Origin of the sequence: Methylocella tundrae (assembly GCF_901905185.1) — a bacterium.
In the GTDB taxonomy this organism is placed as follows: Bacteria; Pseudomonadota; Alphaproteobacteria; order Rhizobiales; family Beijerinckiaceae; genus Methylocapsa; species Methylocapsa tundrae.
Genome location: NZ_CABFMQ020000001.1, coordinates 388,146 through 405,140, shown reverse-complemented (window position 1 = coordinate 405,140; position 16,995 = coordinate 388,146). Strand labels below are relative to the sequence as shown.

Annotated in this window: 10 protein-coding genes; 2 read left to right on the top strand and 8 right to left on the bottom strand. The window is 57.3% G+C overall.

Annotated features, from left to right (window positions below):
- Nucleotides 1-38: 38 nt before the first annotated feature.
- The 4 genes from MPC4_RS01675 to MPC4_RS01660 all read right to left on the bottom strand — a co-directional run bounded on the left by MPC4_RS01675 (nt 39) and on the right by MPC4_RS01660 (nt 5,738).
- Entirely contained in the window at nt 39-1,238 is a 1,200-nt protein-coding gene (locus tag MPC4_RS01675; RefSeq protein ID WP_174510982.1) for a class I SAM-dependent methyltransferase, read from the bottom strand.
- A 221-nt stretch (nt 1,239-1,459) separates the two neighbouring features.
- Nucleotides 1,460-2,386, bottom strand: a complete 927-nt coding sequence (locus MPC4_RS01670) for a phytanoyl-CoA dioxygenase family protein (protein ID WP_174510981.1) — start codon at nt 2,384-2,386, stop codon at nt 1,460-1,462.
- 536 nt (nt 2,387-2,922) lie between these two features.
- Entirely contained in the window at nt 2,923-4,518 is a 1,596-nt protein-coding gene (locus tag MPC4_RS01665) for a hypothetical protein (protein WP_174510980.1), read from the bottom strand.
- A gap of 326 nt (nt 4,519-4,844) precedes the next feature.
- Nucleotides 4,845-5,738, bottom strand: a complete 894-nt coding sequence (locus tag MPC4_RS01660; RefSeq protein WP_244628778.1) for a glycosyltransferase family 2 protein — start codon at nt 5,736-5,738, stop codon at nt 4,845-4,847.
- Nucleotides 5,739-6,642: 904 nt separating this feature from the next.
- Here MPC4_RS01660 and MPC4_RS01655 point away from each other — a divergent pair.
- On the top strand, nt 6,643-7,773 hold the full coding sequence (locus MPC4_RS01655) for a glycosyltransferase family 4 protein (RefSeq protein ID WP_174510978.1): 1,131 nt from the start codon (nt 6,643-6,645) through the stop codon (nt 7,771-7,773).
- A 159-nt stretch (nt 7,774-7,932) separates the two neighbouring features.
- Here the strand turns inward: MPC4_RS01655 and MPC4_RS01650 are convergent, their stop codons facing one another.
- The 4 genes from MPC4_RS01650 to rfbF all read right to left on the bottom strand — a co-directional run bounded on the left by MPC4_RS01650 (nt 7,933) and on the right by rfbF (nt 11,767).
- The gene (locus MPC4_RS01650) at nt 7,933-8,580 is read right to left on the bottom strand and encodes a sugar transferase (protein WP_244605789.1); all 648 of its coding nucleotides are present in this window, start codon (nt 8,578-8,580) and stop codon (nt 7,933-7,935) included.
- Nucleotides 8,581-8,676: 96 nt separating this feature from the next.
- Nucleotides 8,677-9,924, bottom strand: a complete 1,248-nt coding sequence (locus tag MPC4_RS01645; RefSeq protein ID WP_174510977.1) for a class I SAM-dependent methyltransferase — start codon at nt 9,922-9,924, stop codon at nt 8,677-8,679.
- 23 nt (nt 9,925-9,947) lie between these two features.
- Entirely contained in the window at nt 9,948-10,994 is a 1,047-nt protein-coding gene (locus MPC4_RS01640) for an NAD-dependent epimerase/dehydratase family protein (protein WP_174510976.1), read from the bottom strand.
- Entirely contained in the window at nt 10,991-11,767 is a 777-nt protein-coding gene (rfbF, locus tag MPC4_RS01635; protein WP_174510975.1) for a glucose-1-phosphate cytidylyltransferase, read from the bottom strand. The genes MPC4_RS01640 and rfbF overlap by 4 nt, the downstream gene beginning before the upstream one ends.
- Nucleotides 11,768-12,190: 423 nt before the next feature.
- Between rfbF and MPC4_RS01630 the strand changes: the two genes are divergently transcribed.
- Entirely contained in the window at nt 12,191-16,888 is a 4,698-nt protein-coding gene (locus tag MPC4_RS01630) for a CheR family methyltransferase (RefSeq protein ID WP_174510974.1), read from the top strand.
- The last annotated feature ends 107 nt before the right edge of the window (nt 16,889-16,995 follow it).

The following is a 16,995-nucleotide window of genomic DNA, read 5'->3' as shown; positions in this document are numbered from 1 at the left end:
ATCCTCGCGCCGCGCGTCCTCGACCCTTTGCTTGCGCCTTACGCCAAAACAAGTTCCGCGGTGGGTGCGCATGCAGCCACAACGCGCGAAATTTCATCACAATAGACAGGGTTCATGATAATGATGGACTTCGGCTGTTCCGTGCTCAGGTCATCAGGACAAACAACGGGCGTTCCATGTAAAGGCGCGAAGCGGCCCTGCTTGCGTGGATTGAGGTCCACCAAGGCGCGAAGCTGCTCGGCGCCAGGCACCGCGTTGACGAAAGTTATCCCTTTCGACCCAGCGCCCCAGACAACCGTCTCCCGGGCATCATGGCGAGATACAAATTGAGCCCAGCGCTTTATTTTTTGCTGATAGATTTCGCCGAACGACTCGATGAGCCGCTTTATACCTTCGTGATTTCGGACGATATCTGAGGTCCTGCTGGGGCTCGGTCTGGCCTCAACGTAAATGTATTGCTCGCTGAATGAGGTGCCGACATCCAGCAACTCGAATCCTGCGCGCTCGAACGCCATGCTTAGAGACGCTTCCGTGAAATACGACACGTGTTCGTAGATCAGATCCCAGATTCCATGATCGCGAAATGTGTACAGACCGTTCGGCATTTCAAAATAGAAGGTCGTGTCCGGTTTGATGCTCGGATGCCTGCGCAATGATTCCAGGAACTGAACCGGCTCGGCAATATGTTCCAAAACATGTCTGCCAATGAGGAGATCAGGACGCACGTCTGTGTAAGTCTCGTTAAAATAGTCACGAATGAAGCGTACGTTGGTCGTGTTTGGCATGCGCCGGTCGTCCGCACTCGTGTCGAAACCCACACCTTGAGCGTCAGCCACACCGCACAGCCGATCAAGAAATTCCCCTTTGCCACAGCCGATCTCTACAACAGTCTTCCCCAGCAGCTTGTAGGATCTATTGAGGCGTTCCGCTAACGCCGCAGCGAAAGCCCTAAAGTGTGCCGAGTGCTCAAGCGATGAATTGTAATTGGGCGTATAGCAGACCTTATCTTCTTCAAAGGTGCTGTTGAACACGTGAGAGCACCTTTGGCAGTAAGCGAGCGTGAGGCGTCCTCGATCTGCGTCTCGCGCAGTTTGCCGCTCAGAGAACAGCACATTGCACATCACAGGCGTCTCGAATGACAACATTTCGAACAGGTCACGGCTACCGCAAAGAGGGCAGTCGCTGCGGGCCTCGCGCAGCGCATAATCGGGGGTAGCACTCGCGCTCGATGGATCCATGATATAAACTCCTGTCCGCGCTTCTGCTCACGCCTTGGTTGACCCCTTGGCCGATGCCCCCGATTGAAGCTTGCTTCTTATTATGAACAGCTCCGTGCAGACTTTTTAACTCCCCGGGGCACGGCAATGTGATTGCGCCCTGGTCTCACTATGTCGGCGCGGCGTCCACTCCGGCCTCATCATCCATCTAGCTGTGCGGACACCGTCAAGCCCGGCGGGCACTAGGCGGGGACCGGCGGCTTGAATACGAGCATAGCCCCTTCGGGCTTATCACCGCTGTCGTATCTGGCGACGATATCGTCCGGCATGGGCGCTCCATCTGACCCACGCACAAAATCGCGCAGACTCGTTCCTTGCGAGAACGTGTCCACGTTTGGGGCGCCGCTCCCAATTTCCAGATCGGTGCGGGCTACCGTACGAAAGTCGATGCTGAATCGTGTGCGCCCGGATGTATTTGGTACAGTCGAATGCATTTGAGCGCCCGAAAACAGAATGACCCCGCCGATGGGACAAACGATGCGTATTTGCGGGTCGAGCTCCATCGGCTGACGAGGACCTGGCTGTTTGCGAAGGTCGGCGGTTATGTATTTCGCCGCATCCTTACGACCGCTGGAATTATATTCATAGTAGTTGAATTCCTCCGACCCATTGCTGACGGGCGTCGTCCAGTATCCCGGATGAAAGGCCATCGTCGACTCCGAGGCGAGCGTCGTGATCGGAAGCCACCAGTTTACCTGGGCCATCGGCGCCGACCACCAGGTATCGCGATGCGCGGGGAACGCGTAACCGACGCCGGCCGTCAGATATTTATCGCTCGTTACGCCGCGCAGCCTTGGAACATCGAGATGCGTCACATCAAGATCGCAGCCAAGGGCGGCAACCACATTGCGCAGAAGGGCCTTTGTTTTTGGATGATGAATGAACCGCGGCTTCAGTGGCGCGAAGATTTCGACGAACTTATCCACCGGCATCTCGTATTGCGCCATTTCCGCGTCGTGCGGAGCAAATCCTTCATCAATGAGTTCGCGCGCAAAATCGATAAGGGCCAATGTAGAAGGCCGCGGTGAATAGACGAAGATATCCCCGGCATAAAGCAGCGCGCGGCGCGTGGTCTCGTTCACCGCGGAATCGAAGTAGACCGTAGTCATGATCAGGCCCTCCTCGGATCGACGCCTGGGCCGCATATCCATCATTCGATGCTGTTAGCGCTCGTAGGAGCGTAATCGCATTTTTCGCGCAGCATCCCGTCTGGATAGGTCCAATTATTAGTATGGATGGAGAGCCACCAATACCTTGAAACTCTGTCAGGAGCGGACCGCGGCGCGGCGCGCCGACATCATTGCCTCAACGGACAGCCCGCCATAAACACGCGTCTCGCGCCGGCTACCGCCCAAATGAAAGTCCCCAGCACAACGGCGGCGCTGTACACAGGGCCCCTCTTTGTCGCTCGAAGGGGGCGTCGCGACAAGACTCGGAAAATACGGTCGGATGCAAAAATTGAGATGGTAACGCGCCAAGCGCTTTCGCAGCGAACGATTAACGCGTCCCCTGTCCTCACGCGTTATTTGGCTTCAATGAGCGTCTTCCGAGGTCGGAGGCGCCCTTCGTCTTTCCCTGCCTCAATGGCGCCAGGCGGTATGTGTCGGCAAAGCCGATTCCGGCCTTTGCGGCGGTCGTCATTCAGCTAGCCCGCGCCCTCCGGCGGAGTGAATTCCTTTTCCCACGCTTTTCTTTGCAGGTCGCTCGTCCGCTCAGGCGCCAGAACCACAGCCCGGCAATCACCACTCGATCTTTGCGCTGACGCATAGATGAGCCTCGTCATCCGCACAGATTTCGCTTGGCCAGATCCTTGTCTCGCGCGCGCCCCATTCGTAGCCGTCAAACCGATGATCACCCCGAAAATCGCGCCGACATTGGGTCCGAAGTCGACCCCCCCTGTCGTCGCCCAGGGCAGGAAGAGGGATAGGAGGGTTAACTTCAAGCCGGTGATAATTGAACTGGTCGTCGCGTCACGCGCCTTGGTCATGAAGATCTGAATCATAAAAAGCCCGAACAGGATCGCGCCGACGACGCCTGCGCTGCTGAGCAGACCGATATAGGTGCTGGAGGTCCGGGTTCCTCCGACGCCTACGCCAAGGCCCCACGATGAGATAAAGGCTGCGAACGATGTGCTATTCCAAAAGCTTCGTTCATAAAACGACCCGGTCGCATTCTTCTTGAATATGATCGCATCGAGCATTTCATACGCGCGATCATATACTCCATCTCCAAACGCGAGCACTGTGGCGCCAATGATAATCAAAATCGCCAGGGCAAAAAGTTCGCCGCCAAACGCCGCGCTCTGAGTTCTGTTGGGGGTTGGCCTCAATCCACGAATTGCCAGATCGATCATATAACACGCGGCAAGAGACCCCAGCCATAAATAGGCGGTGGACGAGGTCGAGAGCAGAGCCATGACAATGAGTGCCGAGATCACGACGACTGTCGCGAGGCGAACGGACGAGCGCGTCACCGCCGGGCGCAAAAAGAGCAGCATGGCGGCCATATATACGCAAATCCAGCCATATGCCGAGGCCTCGGGCGTCAATCCGATCACTCTTCTCGTTCCACCAAATTCAATGGCTGACTCGAGCGCTGGGAAGGAGACGTTGCGAAACGGAGCAAGAGCTCCCGAGTCTGCAAAAATCATGTCGGCTATCCCGGATACGACCACGACGATCCCGCCGAAAAGAAGCGACGCGACAAAGTTATTGATAAAATTCGGGCGCGTTGCGAGCAGCGCGAAGGTCAGCGCGGTCAAGATAGATACTGCGAGATAAACACATTGTGACAGGTTCGTCCCCGTCGGCGACAGTAAGGCGGTTTGAAACTCCCCTTCAAGGCGTACCGGAACGATTGTTATTGTGCTGGCAAACAGATTTGGCGAGATGACTGACACCAGGATACTGACAACAAGGAAGAAGAATAAAAGTCCGAGCCTGTTCATGTCATCGATAAGCCGGATCGCGTGTCTGACTGCGCCGGGTCTCTGAATGGCCTTTGCAAATAGGCCAAGGGCGGCGAGAGTCTGGGATTGAACGTTGAAGCCGCCGAAGTGATCTGGTGGCAGCAAGGACAATGATGAGAACGCACTCAATGCGAAAAAGAGATAAAACAGGAGTCGGCCCCTGGAGATGAAGCCAATCAGCAGAATGATGAGCATGACTATGCTAGGATAGCCCATGGCCTCGGTCTCGCTGGAGCGAAAGGGGCGTTTCGCTTTTCCATGGTCTAAGCTCATCCGCGACGAGCCGAGTTTGACCGCGCGCTGACCTTAAGGCGGCCATGCGAAGACGCCAGCCTGCCAGCCTCGGCACATGACGTGCGAAAGCCGCAATCAACGTCATCGCGCCAGGATGCGAGGGGATTTCGCCCGCTCCAACCGATGAGTGAGGATCGACAATGCCCGCGGCTTTTGCGTGGCCGGTCGCATTCATCCTATATTTCGGGAAGGCATTTGCCATGGCCTGCGGCCGAATTGCGGCTGTCTGATCCAACAACGAGGCGATCTCACCCCAGGATCCACCGACGTTCGTCAAAGCCGCCACCCTTCTGTTCGATTTGGATTCAGCTGAGATAGAGAACGCGACGCGGATCGAGGCGCCCCCGCATGAGGTCGATCAGGGCAAGCACATTACCGCGCACTCGCCCGCGCCGGTCGATCCAAGGTTCCGGCCGAAGGACCTTGCCGAAATTCGCGGCGAGATTCATTCCCATCTGGCGCAAGGCAAGATCGAGCCTGAATGTCCCCTTGCGCCAAAGGTAAATTGGATTCGCGATCTGAGAATATCCGAGCCGCAGCCCCGTCGAGCGACCGCCTTTATGGCCAAGATGAACGCCGATCATATGTTCATTCTTGATGATGCGGCCACGGCACGCCAGCCGCCGGCAGAAATCAACGTCTTCTAGCCAACCATACAGCGGCAAATTCTCATCAAACCGCAAGTTTAGGGCGTGGACCGCCGCAAGCCGCACGGCCATATTGCAACCATAAGCGTTGTACTGCTCCACGGATCCCGCGCCGGAGCGTAGACTCTCGTGGGACGCGAGCGCGGCGTGCGCCGCGGCGACGTCAAGGCCTGGTCCCTTAATGCCATCGGCTATCACCCGCCCGCTTGCCGCAACCGTGGTCGGCTGTGTCAGGAAACAACGCTCAACCTCCGCGAGGAAGTCGCGAGAAGCGAAAAAGTCATCGTCAAAGAAAACCAGAACATCAAACCCTTTCGATACGTCGATAATCGCGTTTCGCTGGGCGCACGATCCCCGCAGCCCGCGCACGCGTTCAATCGGGTAAGGCAGCGTGGCCGCCTGCGTCATATCGAAATCCTGCTCGGAGGCAGGACAAACGAACACCTTGTCAGGCTGGCGCGCCTGGCGAGCGAGCCCGCGCAGCATATCATTCAAAATGGCGGTGCGCCCCGCCGTCGCAATTCCCACCGCAAGCCTCAAAGAACACGTCATAAAGATGTCCATGGCCAACTACGAACTACAATTTGTTTACGCAAAAATAGCAGTGCGTGAGCGCGCCCGACGTCACGATAATGCGTTTTCCTCCGGCACGGCCTCGCATGTCCGGCGCTTGCATATTCCGGAGACCGCGCTGGCGCGATAAGGAGACCAGCAAGACAATCCGAGCCGCACTATGAGAACTCCATGACCGGTCACCCTCCTGTCTGTTCTATTGCTTCGCGCCTTCGGCCCATTGAGGACCGGCGGCTTGGCCGCGGCGCAGGCCCAGCATGCGGCTCGATTATTTCGCCATCCTGCGTGGACTCGGACAAGCGCCGGAAAGTACGGACACATCCTTCTTCGCAGGCAGCCGCGCCGTCTGCGCAGCTTTGGCATAGAGATTCCCGCTGAACGCTTCAATTCGACAACACGAAACAGATGGCCTGCCTGGATGACCTGGGGTAGCCGCTTAGAAACCAGAGTCATGTTTTACACTCACGCCGGCGGTAATCCGCGCCTTGAGGGACTACCGCCAGCTCGCCGCAGACGCGCCAAAGGCGCGCCATGAGCTCACGATTGCATGGAAAGGGCAGCTATATGTCCTCACCTGACCTCATCGCACTCGAGAATGGCGCAGCATGCGTGTTTTCCGCCACTTGCACCCCCCGACGCGTTTCGCGACATTCGGATCGTTCGATTGGACTTCTTGATCGGTTTAGATCTTGATCCTTATCACCGTGGAGTCGCGCATAATGCTTTTACGATGTCCGCCGCTCCTGATGATTTTGCCAGGGCGAACGCACGCTCGTGCGTAACTCCCCCGCCGATCATCGACATCGTTCGAAGGGCGTAGATCCATATATCATATTCGAGATATTGGTCGGATACCCAGGGACGGCGCACCGCGGGGCATGAGGTGACGCAGACATCCGAGATCGTCTACATCAACGGTCGGTTCCTGACCCAGCGTACGTCCGGAGTGCAGAGATTCGCACGCGAACTGGTGATGGCTCTCGACGCCGAATTGAGCAAAACGCACGCCTGTCGTCAGTGGGTGCTCCTGGCTCCGAAGATGGCCACGGATGATTTACCACTGCACACAATCGAGCTTCGCCGGGTTGGGGCGGGAGATGGTCATCTCTGGGATCAGCTTGTTTTCCCGTTCTTCGCTCGTTCAGGGCTCGCGGTCAGTCTGGCGAATAATGGCGCTGTGCTTCATAGGAGATCGCTCACCATTCTTCATGACGCAATGGTGTTCCGGACGCCAAATAATTTTTCCCCGGCCTATCGTCTATTCCACCGGGCGCTCGACCGTATGCTCGCCAAACGCTCCCAGATTGGGACGGTCTCGGAATTTTCGCGGCGTGAACTCGCCGACGTGCTTGGCCTCGATCAGGGCCGCATTTTTCTCATCCCCAACGGATGCGAACACCTCGGTCGGATCGAGGCCGATCCCGACGCCCTCCTCCGCCTCGGCGTCAAGCCCGGACAGTATTTTCTTTTTGTGGGATCGCCATCACCAAATAAAAATCTCACACGTACTATTCAGGCCTTCGCATCACTTCCTGACGATCGTCGTCTGCTGGTGATAGTCGGCGCGTCAAAAGCAACTGTTTTTGCGGAAGGCTTAGGCGATATTCCCGCAAGGGTCATACTGGCCGGCTATCTTTCAGACGCGGAACTTTCAACGCTTTATCGTGAAGCCATCGCGCTTATCTTTCCCAGCCTTTACGAGGGCTTCGGCATTCCTCCGCTCGAAGCGATGTTGCACGGATGCCCCGTTCTAGCCGCCGATATTCCCGCCGTTCGCGAGGTTTGCGAAGACTCGGCAATCTATTTCAATCCCCTCGACGTCGCGTCTATCGCCCAAGCCTTTTCCCGCGCCTCGGACAGCGCTCCCCCTCTCTCGTCGATAAAGCGAGACATAATGATGCGCTGCGCCCGCTACAGCTGGTCGGCTAGCGCCCGCACTCTCATCGCTGCGGTCGACGCCCTTGCGCACAGCGCGAAACGTTGGGAACAGGGCTCTTCATTCTCCGGCCTTTGATATTGGCGCTTCGAAAGCGCCATAGCACAAGCGGATCAATTCGCTCGCCGCGCTGAGAAGCTCAAAGGCGTATTCGCCACGCGATGGCCGGCATGCTGCGAAATATGGAGCGGCCCGCGGCTGCCGGCCGGCAGGCTGATCATAGGTATGCAATTGATATTAGTATGCGCCGCTGGAACCAAAAACAACGGGCAGGGTGCGTATCAGTATCTGTGCGTCCAACGCAAGCGACCAATGCTTCGCATAACAAGCGTCGCAAGCCACGCGTCTCCGATAGGTTGTGTTGCTTCTCCCGCTGATCTGCCAAAGCCCGGTGATTCCCGGGCGGCAAATCAGATAGGCTTGGCGCCGGACGCCATATTTCGTGAGCTCCTGTTCGACAATCGGCCGTGGTCCGATAATGCTCATCTCCCCCTTCAGGACATTGATGAGTTGAGGCAATTCATCGACACTGGTCTTTCGCAGCACTTTTCCAAAGGCGGTGACCCGCGGGTCGTTACGCAACTTCCGCGTCGACTCCCATTCAGCGCGCGCCTCGGGATGCGTTTCCAGATAGTCACGAAGCACGCGATCTCCGTCACGCACCATCGTCTGAAATTTGAGACAATCGAATGATTCACCATGAAGACCCAGTCGACGATGGCGGAAGAGAATCTTGTCGCGCGACACGGCCAGTATAGTGATTGCACACAGCAGCAATATCGGAGATAGCAGAATAAGTCCGATCGTCGCGAGGAAAATATCCAGGCCACGCTTTCCCGCTCCGCCGACCGGGCGCTGTTCGACGGTGAGGGAAAGTTCGATCAATCCGCGTGAACTCGTTCCGCTCGACATCGATTCACCAGCTCGTTCTTCCTACCGTCTGGAATACGCCCGTCGCAATGGACCGTTCAAGCCGACGGCTTATACGATTCGCGGTGTGGGGATTGGGATAATGAATTTGCCCCCGAGCGAGCGATAAGCCTTCTGTTGAGAGAGGATCTCGTCGGCAAAGTTCCAGGCGAGCAACAACACGTAGTCGGGACGAAGTTCCGTAAGGGCTTCCACCGGCTTGATCGGCAGCCATTGCCCCGGCATATATTTTCCATGTTTATGGATGTTCCGGTCTACCACGAAGTCGACGAGATTTCGTCCGATGCCGACGGTGTTTATCAGGGTCGCGCCCTTGGCCGCGGCCCCATACGCCGCGATCGTGGCGCCCTTCGACTTTACATCATTCAGAAGCGCCAGAAGATCGCGTTTCAACACGTCAACCTTGTTCGAAAATCCGCGAAAATAGTCGACCGAATCGACGCCACGTGTTTTTTCGTACGTCAGTTGCCCGCGCACCGATTGCCCTACACGCTCCTCCTTTTCCACGTAAAGACGCAATGAGCCGCCATGAATTGCAAGCTGCTTTATTTCGTTAAGATAAAGCCCGTGGCGGCGGAACAGCCGGTCCAGCGCCGTGACGGAGAAGTAACACAGATGCTCATGGTAGATAGTGTCGAACTCACAATGCTCGGTCAGCGACCAGACATAAGGCACTTCGATAACGGCGACGCCATCTTCCTTGAGCAGCCGAGCCATCGCCGCGACGAAGCCATTGGTGTCGGCGACATGGGCAAGCACGTTATTAGCGTGGATCACATCCGCTTGCACGCCCTCTTGCCGCAGAGCGTCCGCCAGATCCCGGGTGAAGAATGCGCAACGCGTCGGCACGCCGATCTTCTCCGCGGCGGCGGCCGGCCCGTCAGCGGGATCGATTCCAAGAACCGGAATGCCCGCCTCGACATAGTTCCTCAACAAATAGCCATCATTGCTCGCCAATTCGAGAACGAAGTTGTCCGGTCCGAGGGAACGGCTTTGGATCAGATCGACGGCGTTCTGGCGAGAATGCTCCAGCAGCGCCGGCGAGAATGAAGAATAGTAAGGATAGGAATCGGCGAAAAGAATTGCGGGGTCGACGGTTTCGGTAATTTGCACGAGGCTGCAGTCCTCGCAAAATGCCACGGACAGCGGGAAATAAAGCTCGGGCTGATCTTGATCCGCCTTCGTAAGGAGACGATCCGCGAGCGGCGTTTCGCCGAGGTCGAGAAATGTCTCAAGCTTATTTCCGCCGCAAGATCGGCAGGCATGCTCGGTCAGCGAGCGCTGGCTCACGTCAGTCATTACCGCTCCATTTCGGTATGAGTTCAGGCAATCGCGCGCGACATAGCGGGCAAGCGGCGGAGGTCTTCGCCCAGTTCGCCGACGCGGATCAGTTTTTTGACATGTGCGATTCGTTTAAAGCGCTCTCCTTCGAAATCATCCAGGCTGAGGCCCGACGAGCAATAGGCGTCGTAGAGCTGTTCGACGCCGCGCCGCGCCGTCCATTGCGGCTTGAACGAATGCAAATGCCTGGCAATGTGGTTGCAATCGACGCGATAGCATCGCGTGTCCGGCCCCGCGTCCGGCGCAAATTCAACCTGGCAATTGGGAACCACAGAGCTCACTATATCCGCTATTTCGACCATCTGGTAGTTTTCTGTTGTCGAGCCGACATTGAACGCCTTGTTGTGGATCAGTGAGCGGTCAGCCTCCAGCGCGGCAGTGTAGGCCGCCGCGATATCCTCAACATGAACTATCGGACGCCACGGCGTGCCGTCGCTCTTCAGATAGACTTGGCCCGTGGTGAAGGCCCACGCCGTCAGGTTGTTAAGGACAAGATCGAAGCGCAGGCGCGGCGACAGGCCGTAAGCGGTCGACGCCCGCAAGAAGGTCGGGCTGAACGTCTCGTCGGCCATGAGGGACACGGCGCGCTCGACGTTTACCTTTGACGCGCCATAGGGCGTCACCGGATTGAACGGCGCGCTTTCGTCCAAAAACTCGGAGCCGGAGGCCCCATATGTGCTGCAAGACGAAGCGTAAAGAAAACGCGGCACGCCAGCCTGCTTGGCGAGCGCGGCCAAATCGACGGACGCCTTGAAATTGATCTCATTGGTCAGTTCGGGACGGTAGTCGCCGAGGGGATCGTTGGAAAGACCGGCGAGATGAATGATCGCGTCAAAACCGATCATATCGTCTTTACCGACGTCGCGAATATCCTTCTCGATCGTGGGGATTTCCGCGAGATCGCCGGCGAAGGTGCAGGCGCGATAGATATCGCTGTCCAGCCCGGTCACGTCGTGACCCCGCTCGAGCAGGTATGGAGTCAACACGGCTCCGATGTAGCCTCGATGGCCAGAGAGCAGGACCTTCATCGCTCACTCCACATTTTCCAGGGCGCCTGCCCGCTGTCCCAAATCTTTTGCAAAATGTGTTTTTCCCTCAGCGTGTCCATGCACTGCCAGAACGACTCGTGACGGAACGCCATCAGTTGTCCATCCGCCGCGAGCCGCTGGAGCGGCGCATGCTCGAACATGACATCGTCGCCATCAATGTAATCGTCGACGCCCGGTTCGAGAACGAAGAAGGCGCCGTTGATCCAGCCCTCCGCCGTCTGTGGTTTTTCGGTGAATTCCACCACGCGGTCGCCATCGAACTCGATATGCCCGTAACGCGCGGGGGGGCGCACCGCGGTCATTGTCGCAAGCTTGCCGTGAGACTTATGGAAGGCGAGAAGCTTGTGGAGGTTGACGTCCGAAAGGCCGTCTCCCCACGTGAGCATGAAAGGCCCGCCGCCCATCCAGGCAATCAGCCGCTTGATGCGGCCGCCGGTAAGCGTAGTCTGCCCCGTTTCCACGAGATCGACTGACCAGGGAGGCGCAGAGGTGTCATGCCGCTTTACGCCGCCCGTCTGAACATGCAGGGTCATGCTGCCGTTCAGCGAACAATAGTCTGCGAACCACCGCTTGATGTACTCACCCTTGTAGCCAAGAGCGATGGCGAACTCGCGATGGCCGTAGTGATAGTAGTGCATCATGATGTGCCACAAAATCGGCATCCCGCCGATTTCGACCATGGGTTTCGGTCGAACATCCGTTTCTTCAGCTAATCGGGTTCCGGCCCCGCCCGCGAGAATTGCGACCTTCACGCGTTCACCTCTCGGTTGTCGCTCAAAGCGCGGGCAAAAAGCTTACCCGCCAATGCTACGTTCAAGATGTTTTGGCATGGCTTATGTCGTCGGATAACGCCGCTTTAATCAAGTGTCGGAATATGCTGAGTTCTGTAGGACGGCGAGCCGTCGCGGAAAATACGTATTGATACAGACAATACTGGCGCTCTCGCCCCAATTAGTACTTACCGATATGATCCGTATTTTCCGGCAGACGGCAGAACGCGCCCCCCTGAATAATTGGCTAGCGGTGAATACGAATTTTGTGTACAAATTGAATATTGCATAGCAGCAAAAATAATAATTATTGAAAGTTATCAGTACTGATAACTTTCATGGCAAGTCTTCAATTACAGATGGAGGGCGTCGATTAAGATGGAGCCCTTACGGACGAATGTAACGTTGCCGCTTATTTCTGTGGCGCCGGCGGAGGCAGATGAGGGCCTGATTGTAGTCGGCGTTGGCGCGGGCGTCGGCGATCTCGACGCACTCCTGCATCTTCTCTCCGTCGCGCCGAACATAGACGGAATGTGCTTCGTGCTGATCCATCGTTACGAGAGGAGCGACGACATCATCGCCCTTCTCGAGCGGCGCGTCTCGACCCCGGTGGTTGAAATCGCAGATGACATGCTGCTTCGGAGCAATCACATTTATGTTGCCCCGGCTGACGTCTATGTGGGGCTCCGCCACGCGGCGTTTCATGTCGAGCCCCGCGATCCGTCGCATAAGCTCGGTTCGCCGTTTGACTATTTCCTTTGCGCCCTCGCCAGTGAATATGGCGTGCGCTCGATTGCCGTCATTCTGAGCGGCATGAGCGATGACACAGGCGCCGGATCAAGCGCGGTCAGTGAGAGAGGCTGCCTCGTCGTCTCACAGGACCATTGTCGCCTTGGGAACAATGGACCGTCTCATCGCGCAGACGCCGGGTGCGCAGCAGATCTGGTGTTGCCAGTCGAGCGAATTCCCGACCTTCTTCTCTGGCTGAGCGTGGCGAACAAACGTCGCGGCCTCGGCCCTTCGGCCGTGGGGACGCATCCCCTTGCGCAGATCTTCCGCCATTTGAGCGGGACCACCCGGCGTAATATTCAGTCCTACAAGGACGCCATTTTGTTGCGCCGTGTGTTTCGGCGCATGACAACGCTCGGCATCACGGATCTGACCCGCTATCTCGGGTCCCTTAAAGGGCCGTCAGACGAACTGCATCTGTTGGCGAAGGACATGCTGATCCACGTCACCAGTTTCTTCCGCGATCCCATATCGTACGACTTCCTGGCGAAGACGGTCATTCCAAAGCTTGTCCGCCAGCATCCGCGAACCGATCCTATTCGGATCTGGGTCGCAGGCTGCAGCACCGGCGAGGAAGCCTACTCCATCGCCATTCTTTTTTTCGAGGAGATATTGCGAACGAAGCGGGATTTGAAATTGCAGATCTTCGCTTCTGACGCCAGTGAGGAGGCTATCGCGCGCGGCCGCGCCGGTCTTTACTCTCACTCCATCCGACATCAGGTATCGGGTCCGCGCCTCAGGCGCTTCTTCAGCAAGGAAGCCGACGGCTATCGCGTGATCCCGCGGCTTCGCGAATCGATCCTCTTCACTGTCCACGATCTGATGACCGACGCGCCCTTCTCGCGGCTCGACATGATCATTTGCCGCAATGTGCTGATCTACATGCGGAGGGAAATACAGGAAACGATTTTATCGCTGTTCCATTTCGGGCTGAGGGAGCGCGGGATTTTTTTCGTGGGAGTCGCCGATACGATCGGCGCCTACGGCAGCGGTTTCAAGCCCGTCTCCTACGCCCATCGGATCTTTGAGCGCACTGGCGGTCAGCAAAGGCGCCCCCTGCTGTTGCCGCTTAGACGCACCATGGAGGGCCCTCAAATAATGCCGGCGAGACTCGAACGCGAGATTTCCACAACTGTTCTTCGTGAAACGACGCAACAGCTATTGCTTCAGACCTACGCCCCGGCTTCGATTATGGTCAACCACCGATACGAGATCCTTGACTATACCGGACCGATCGAGCGGTACTTGAAAATCCGCCATCCCGAGGCGGGCTGCGAACTGGCCTCCGTTCTGCAGGACGGCGTCCTCCCGAATGTCCAGGCCGCCCTGCGGCGCGCGATCCACCAGGGAGGCGCCTCGACTCTTCTCGGCGCAAAAGTGGAGCGGGACGGGCGATCGGTCTCGGTCGTTATATCGGCGCAACCGGTCCCAATAGACGGCAAGGAATTGCTCCTCGTCACTTTCAGCGACAAATCAGACGAGCAATGCGGTGATCAACTCGCGCCCGCAGAAGAGCAACAGTCACTTCTGAACATCCAGCTTGAAGAAGAGCTCGTTTCGACACGCAAAAGGCTTGAGATAACGATCCGCGACCTGGAGCTCACGAACGAAGAGCTGCTCATTGCAAACCAGGAGGCGATGTCCGTCAACGAGGAGCTCCAGTCGATGAACGAGGAGCTCGAGGCGTCCAAAGAAGAAATGCAATCGCTCAACGAGGAGCTGATGATCCTCAATCAGCAGCTCCAGGACACAGCGGAGCAGCAGAGAAGCAGCGCGATCGATCTGCGCAACATATTGAATAGCTCCGACGTCGCGACGCTTTTCCTCGATGGCAAATTCAATATTCGCTTCTTCACCCCTCCCGCGAGGGCGCTCTTCGGCCTGATCGCTTCCGACCTCGGACGGCCGCTCGCGGATCTTGCGCGCCGCTTCACCGACGACCGCCTTCTTGACAACGCGCGATCCGTGCTCGCCAATTTGCTGCCAAGCAAACGCGAGATTCTCACCGAGGACGGTCACTGGTATCTACGAAAGATTACACCTTACCGCACCGACGAAGGTCGAGCGGAGGGCGTCGTGATCACCTTCGCCGACATCACGGAAGTTAAGCTCGTCGAGCGCGATATCCGCGCCGCCCACGCCTTCGCCGAAAGCGTGGTCGAGACCGTCCGCGAACCACTGATCGTACTCGACAAAATGCTCGCCGTGAGCGTTGTCAACAAGGCTCTTCGCGACCTATTTGGCGCGGACGCTCGGCAATTCATCGGCCTCGCTTTGGCTGATACGCCGGCGCGCCAGCTCGCGCCGCTCATGCAAAATATCCTTGACGCCGAACGTGATGGCTATGGGCATGTCGAAAATTACCGCATCGAGATCGACATTCCGCCGAGAGGTCGCCTGACGCTCAGGATGACGACGCGCGGAATCGGCGGCAACACGTCGGCTGCGGGAATGATCCTCCTCGTTTTAGAAGATGTCACGGAAAAGGAACGGGTCGAACATGGGTTGATGGCCGCCAAAGAGGGATCGGAGCAAGCCAATCTGATCAAATCCCAATTTCTGGCCGCCGCGAGTCACGATCTGCGCCAACCGCTTCAGAGTCTGCGCCTGCTATCCGCGATCCTCCAGCGCAAGCTGGATGACGAAGAAGCTCTCAAGCTAAATGCAAAATGCGGCGAGACGATCGACTCGATGATCGGCGTCGTCAATGCGATCCTCGACATCAATCAGCTGGAAGCGGGCGCCATTCGACCGATAATGCAGAGCTTTCCCGCGAATATGCTGCTCAATAAACTTCACTCTGAATTCAACGTTCTGGTGCAGGCAAAAGGGCTGAGGTGGTGGGTCGCGAGTTGCAATCGCAACCTGCGAAGCGATCCACGATTGCTCATGCAGATTCTGCGCAATTTGGTCAACAATGCAATCAAGTTCACCGCTTCCGGCAAACTCGTCGTTGGCTGCCGCCGGCGCGGCGACAAAGTCAGCTTGGAAGTGTGGGATTCAGGGCCCGGCATTCCGGACGCCGATATTGAGAAAATGTTTGATTTTTTCCATAAGGGCGAAGCGACTCCGCCGGGGACTGATGAAGGGTTGGGTCTTGGCCTCGCCATTGTGAGAAACCTGTCCGAGATCCTCGGACATGAAATCAAGGTCGTCTCGCATGTGGGCAAGGGTTCATGCTTCTCCGTTCTCGTGCCGATTGGCGCTCAATCAAATGGAGACCCTGTTGTGCTGGACGGCGGCCATAGGGCTGTCGCCAGGCAGCGCGGCGTCCGTATCCTCGTCGTTGAAGACGAACCCTGCGTCCGCGAAAGCCTGGAGCTGCTCTTTGCCGATGAGGGACATTTTATTGCTTCCGCCACGAGCGGCGGGGAGGCAGTGAGATTGGTCAGTTACGGCACGTTTCGACCGGAGATCATCGTTGTTGATTATAGCATCCCGGGCGGTATGTCGGGCCTCGACGTCATTGACGAAGTTCGCGCCATCCTCGGTCAGCAAATCCCCGCCGTGGTGTTGACAGGTGATATTTCTTCCGCGACCTTCGCCAAGATCGCGACGCGCTCCGCCATCCATCTCGCCAAACCTGTGCGAGCCGACGAACTCTTGGACACAATCCATCGATTGCAGACAAGGACGCCGCCTGCCCGGCCGATATCGCCGCCGGGCTCGGAGCTCGACACGCCGGCAGATAGCGCATCCGCTGAAACCATTGTCGTCGTTGATGACGATGCCTGCGTGCGCGACTCTATTCAGCAGCTTTTAGAAAGCTACGGTCACAGGGTCGCGACCTATGCAAGCGGTCAACTCTTTATCGAATCCAAAGGCGCAAATTCGGGCAGCTGTCTCATTCTCGACGCGCGCATGCCAGGCATGGACGGTTTTTCTGTCCTTGCCAACATCACGAAGAGGAGCATTCATCCACCGGCGATAATGATCACGGGTCATGGCGACGTCCAAACAGCAGTAAAAGCTATGAAAGCCGGCGCATTCGACTTCATCGAAAAGCCCGTGGACGCCGATGCGTTGCGCGCCAGCGTCGAACGCGCTCTCCGGGCGGCTACCAACTCTCAAGATCATATGTCGCAATGCGCCACCGCGGCCAGGAATGTCGCCCGTCTGTCCAAGAGGCAACGCGCGGTGATGGATCTCGTCGTATCCGGACACGCCAACAAGGTTATCGCCAATCGTCTCGGGATTGGCCAGCGTACGGTTGAAAGTCACCGCGCGGCCGTCATGAAAAAGCTGGGGGCGAAGACATTCGCCGATTTGATACGTTTCGCCCTTGCCGCGCCTCAGAGCCCTGACACGAACTGATTCATCCGCAATCGCTCCTCGGGCCGCCCACAAGCACAGGCGCTGATGAGATCGGGACGGAGCAGCTTTCGCGATTTTCTACGCAGATCGTCGGCGTTGAGACCGCC

Bases quoted from the DNA above. Each gene is read 5' to 3' on its own strand.
- MPC4_RS01675 (WP_174510982.1), bottom strand. From the start codon at position 1,238: ATGGATCCATCGAGCGCGAGTGCTACCCCCGATTATGCGCTGCGCGAG.
- MPC4_RS01670 (WP_174510981.1), bottom strand. From the start codon at position 2,386: ATGACTACGGTCTACTTCGATTCCGCGGTGAACGAGACCACGCGCCGC.
- MPC4_RS01665 (WP_174510980.1), bottom strand. From the start codon at position 4,518: ATGAGCTTAGACCATGGAAAAGCGAAACGCCCCTTTCGCTCCAGCGAG.
- MPC4_RS01660 (WP_244628778.1), bottom strand. From the start codon at position 5,738: ATGACGTGTTCTTTGAGGCTTGCGGTGGGAATTGCGACGGCGGGGCGC.
- MPC4_RS01645 (WP_174510977.1), bottom strand. From the start codon at position 9,924: ATGACTGACGTGAGCCAGCGCTCGCTGACCGAGCATGCCTGCCGATCT.
- MPC4_RS01640 (WP_174510976.1), bottom strand. From the start codon at position 10,994: ATGAAGGTCCTGCTCTCTGGCCATCGAGGCTACATCGGAGCCGTGTTG.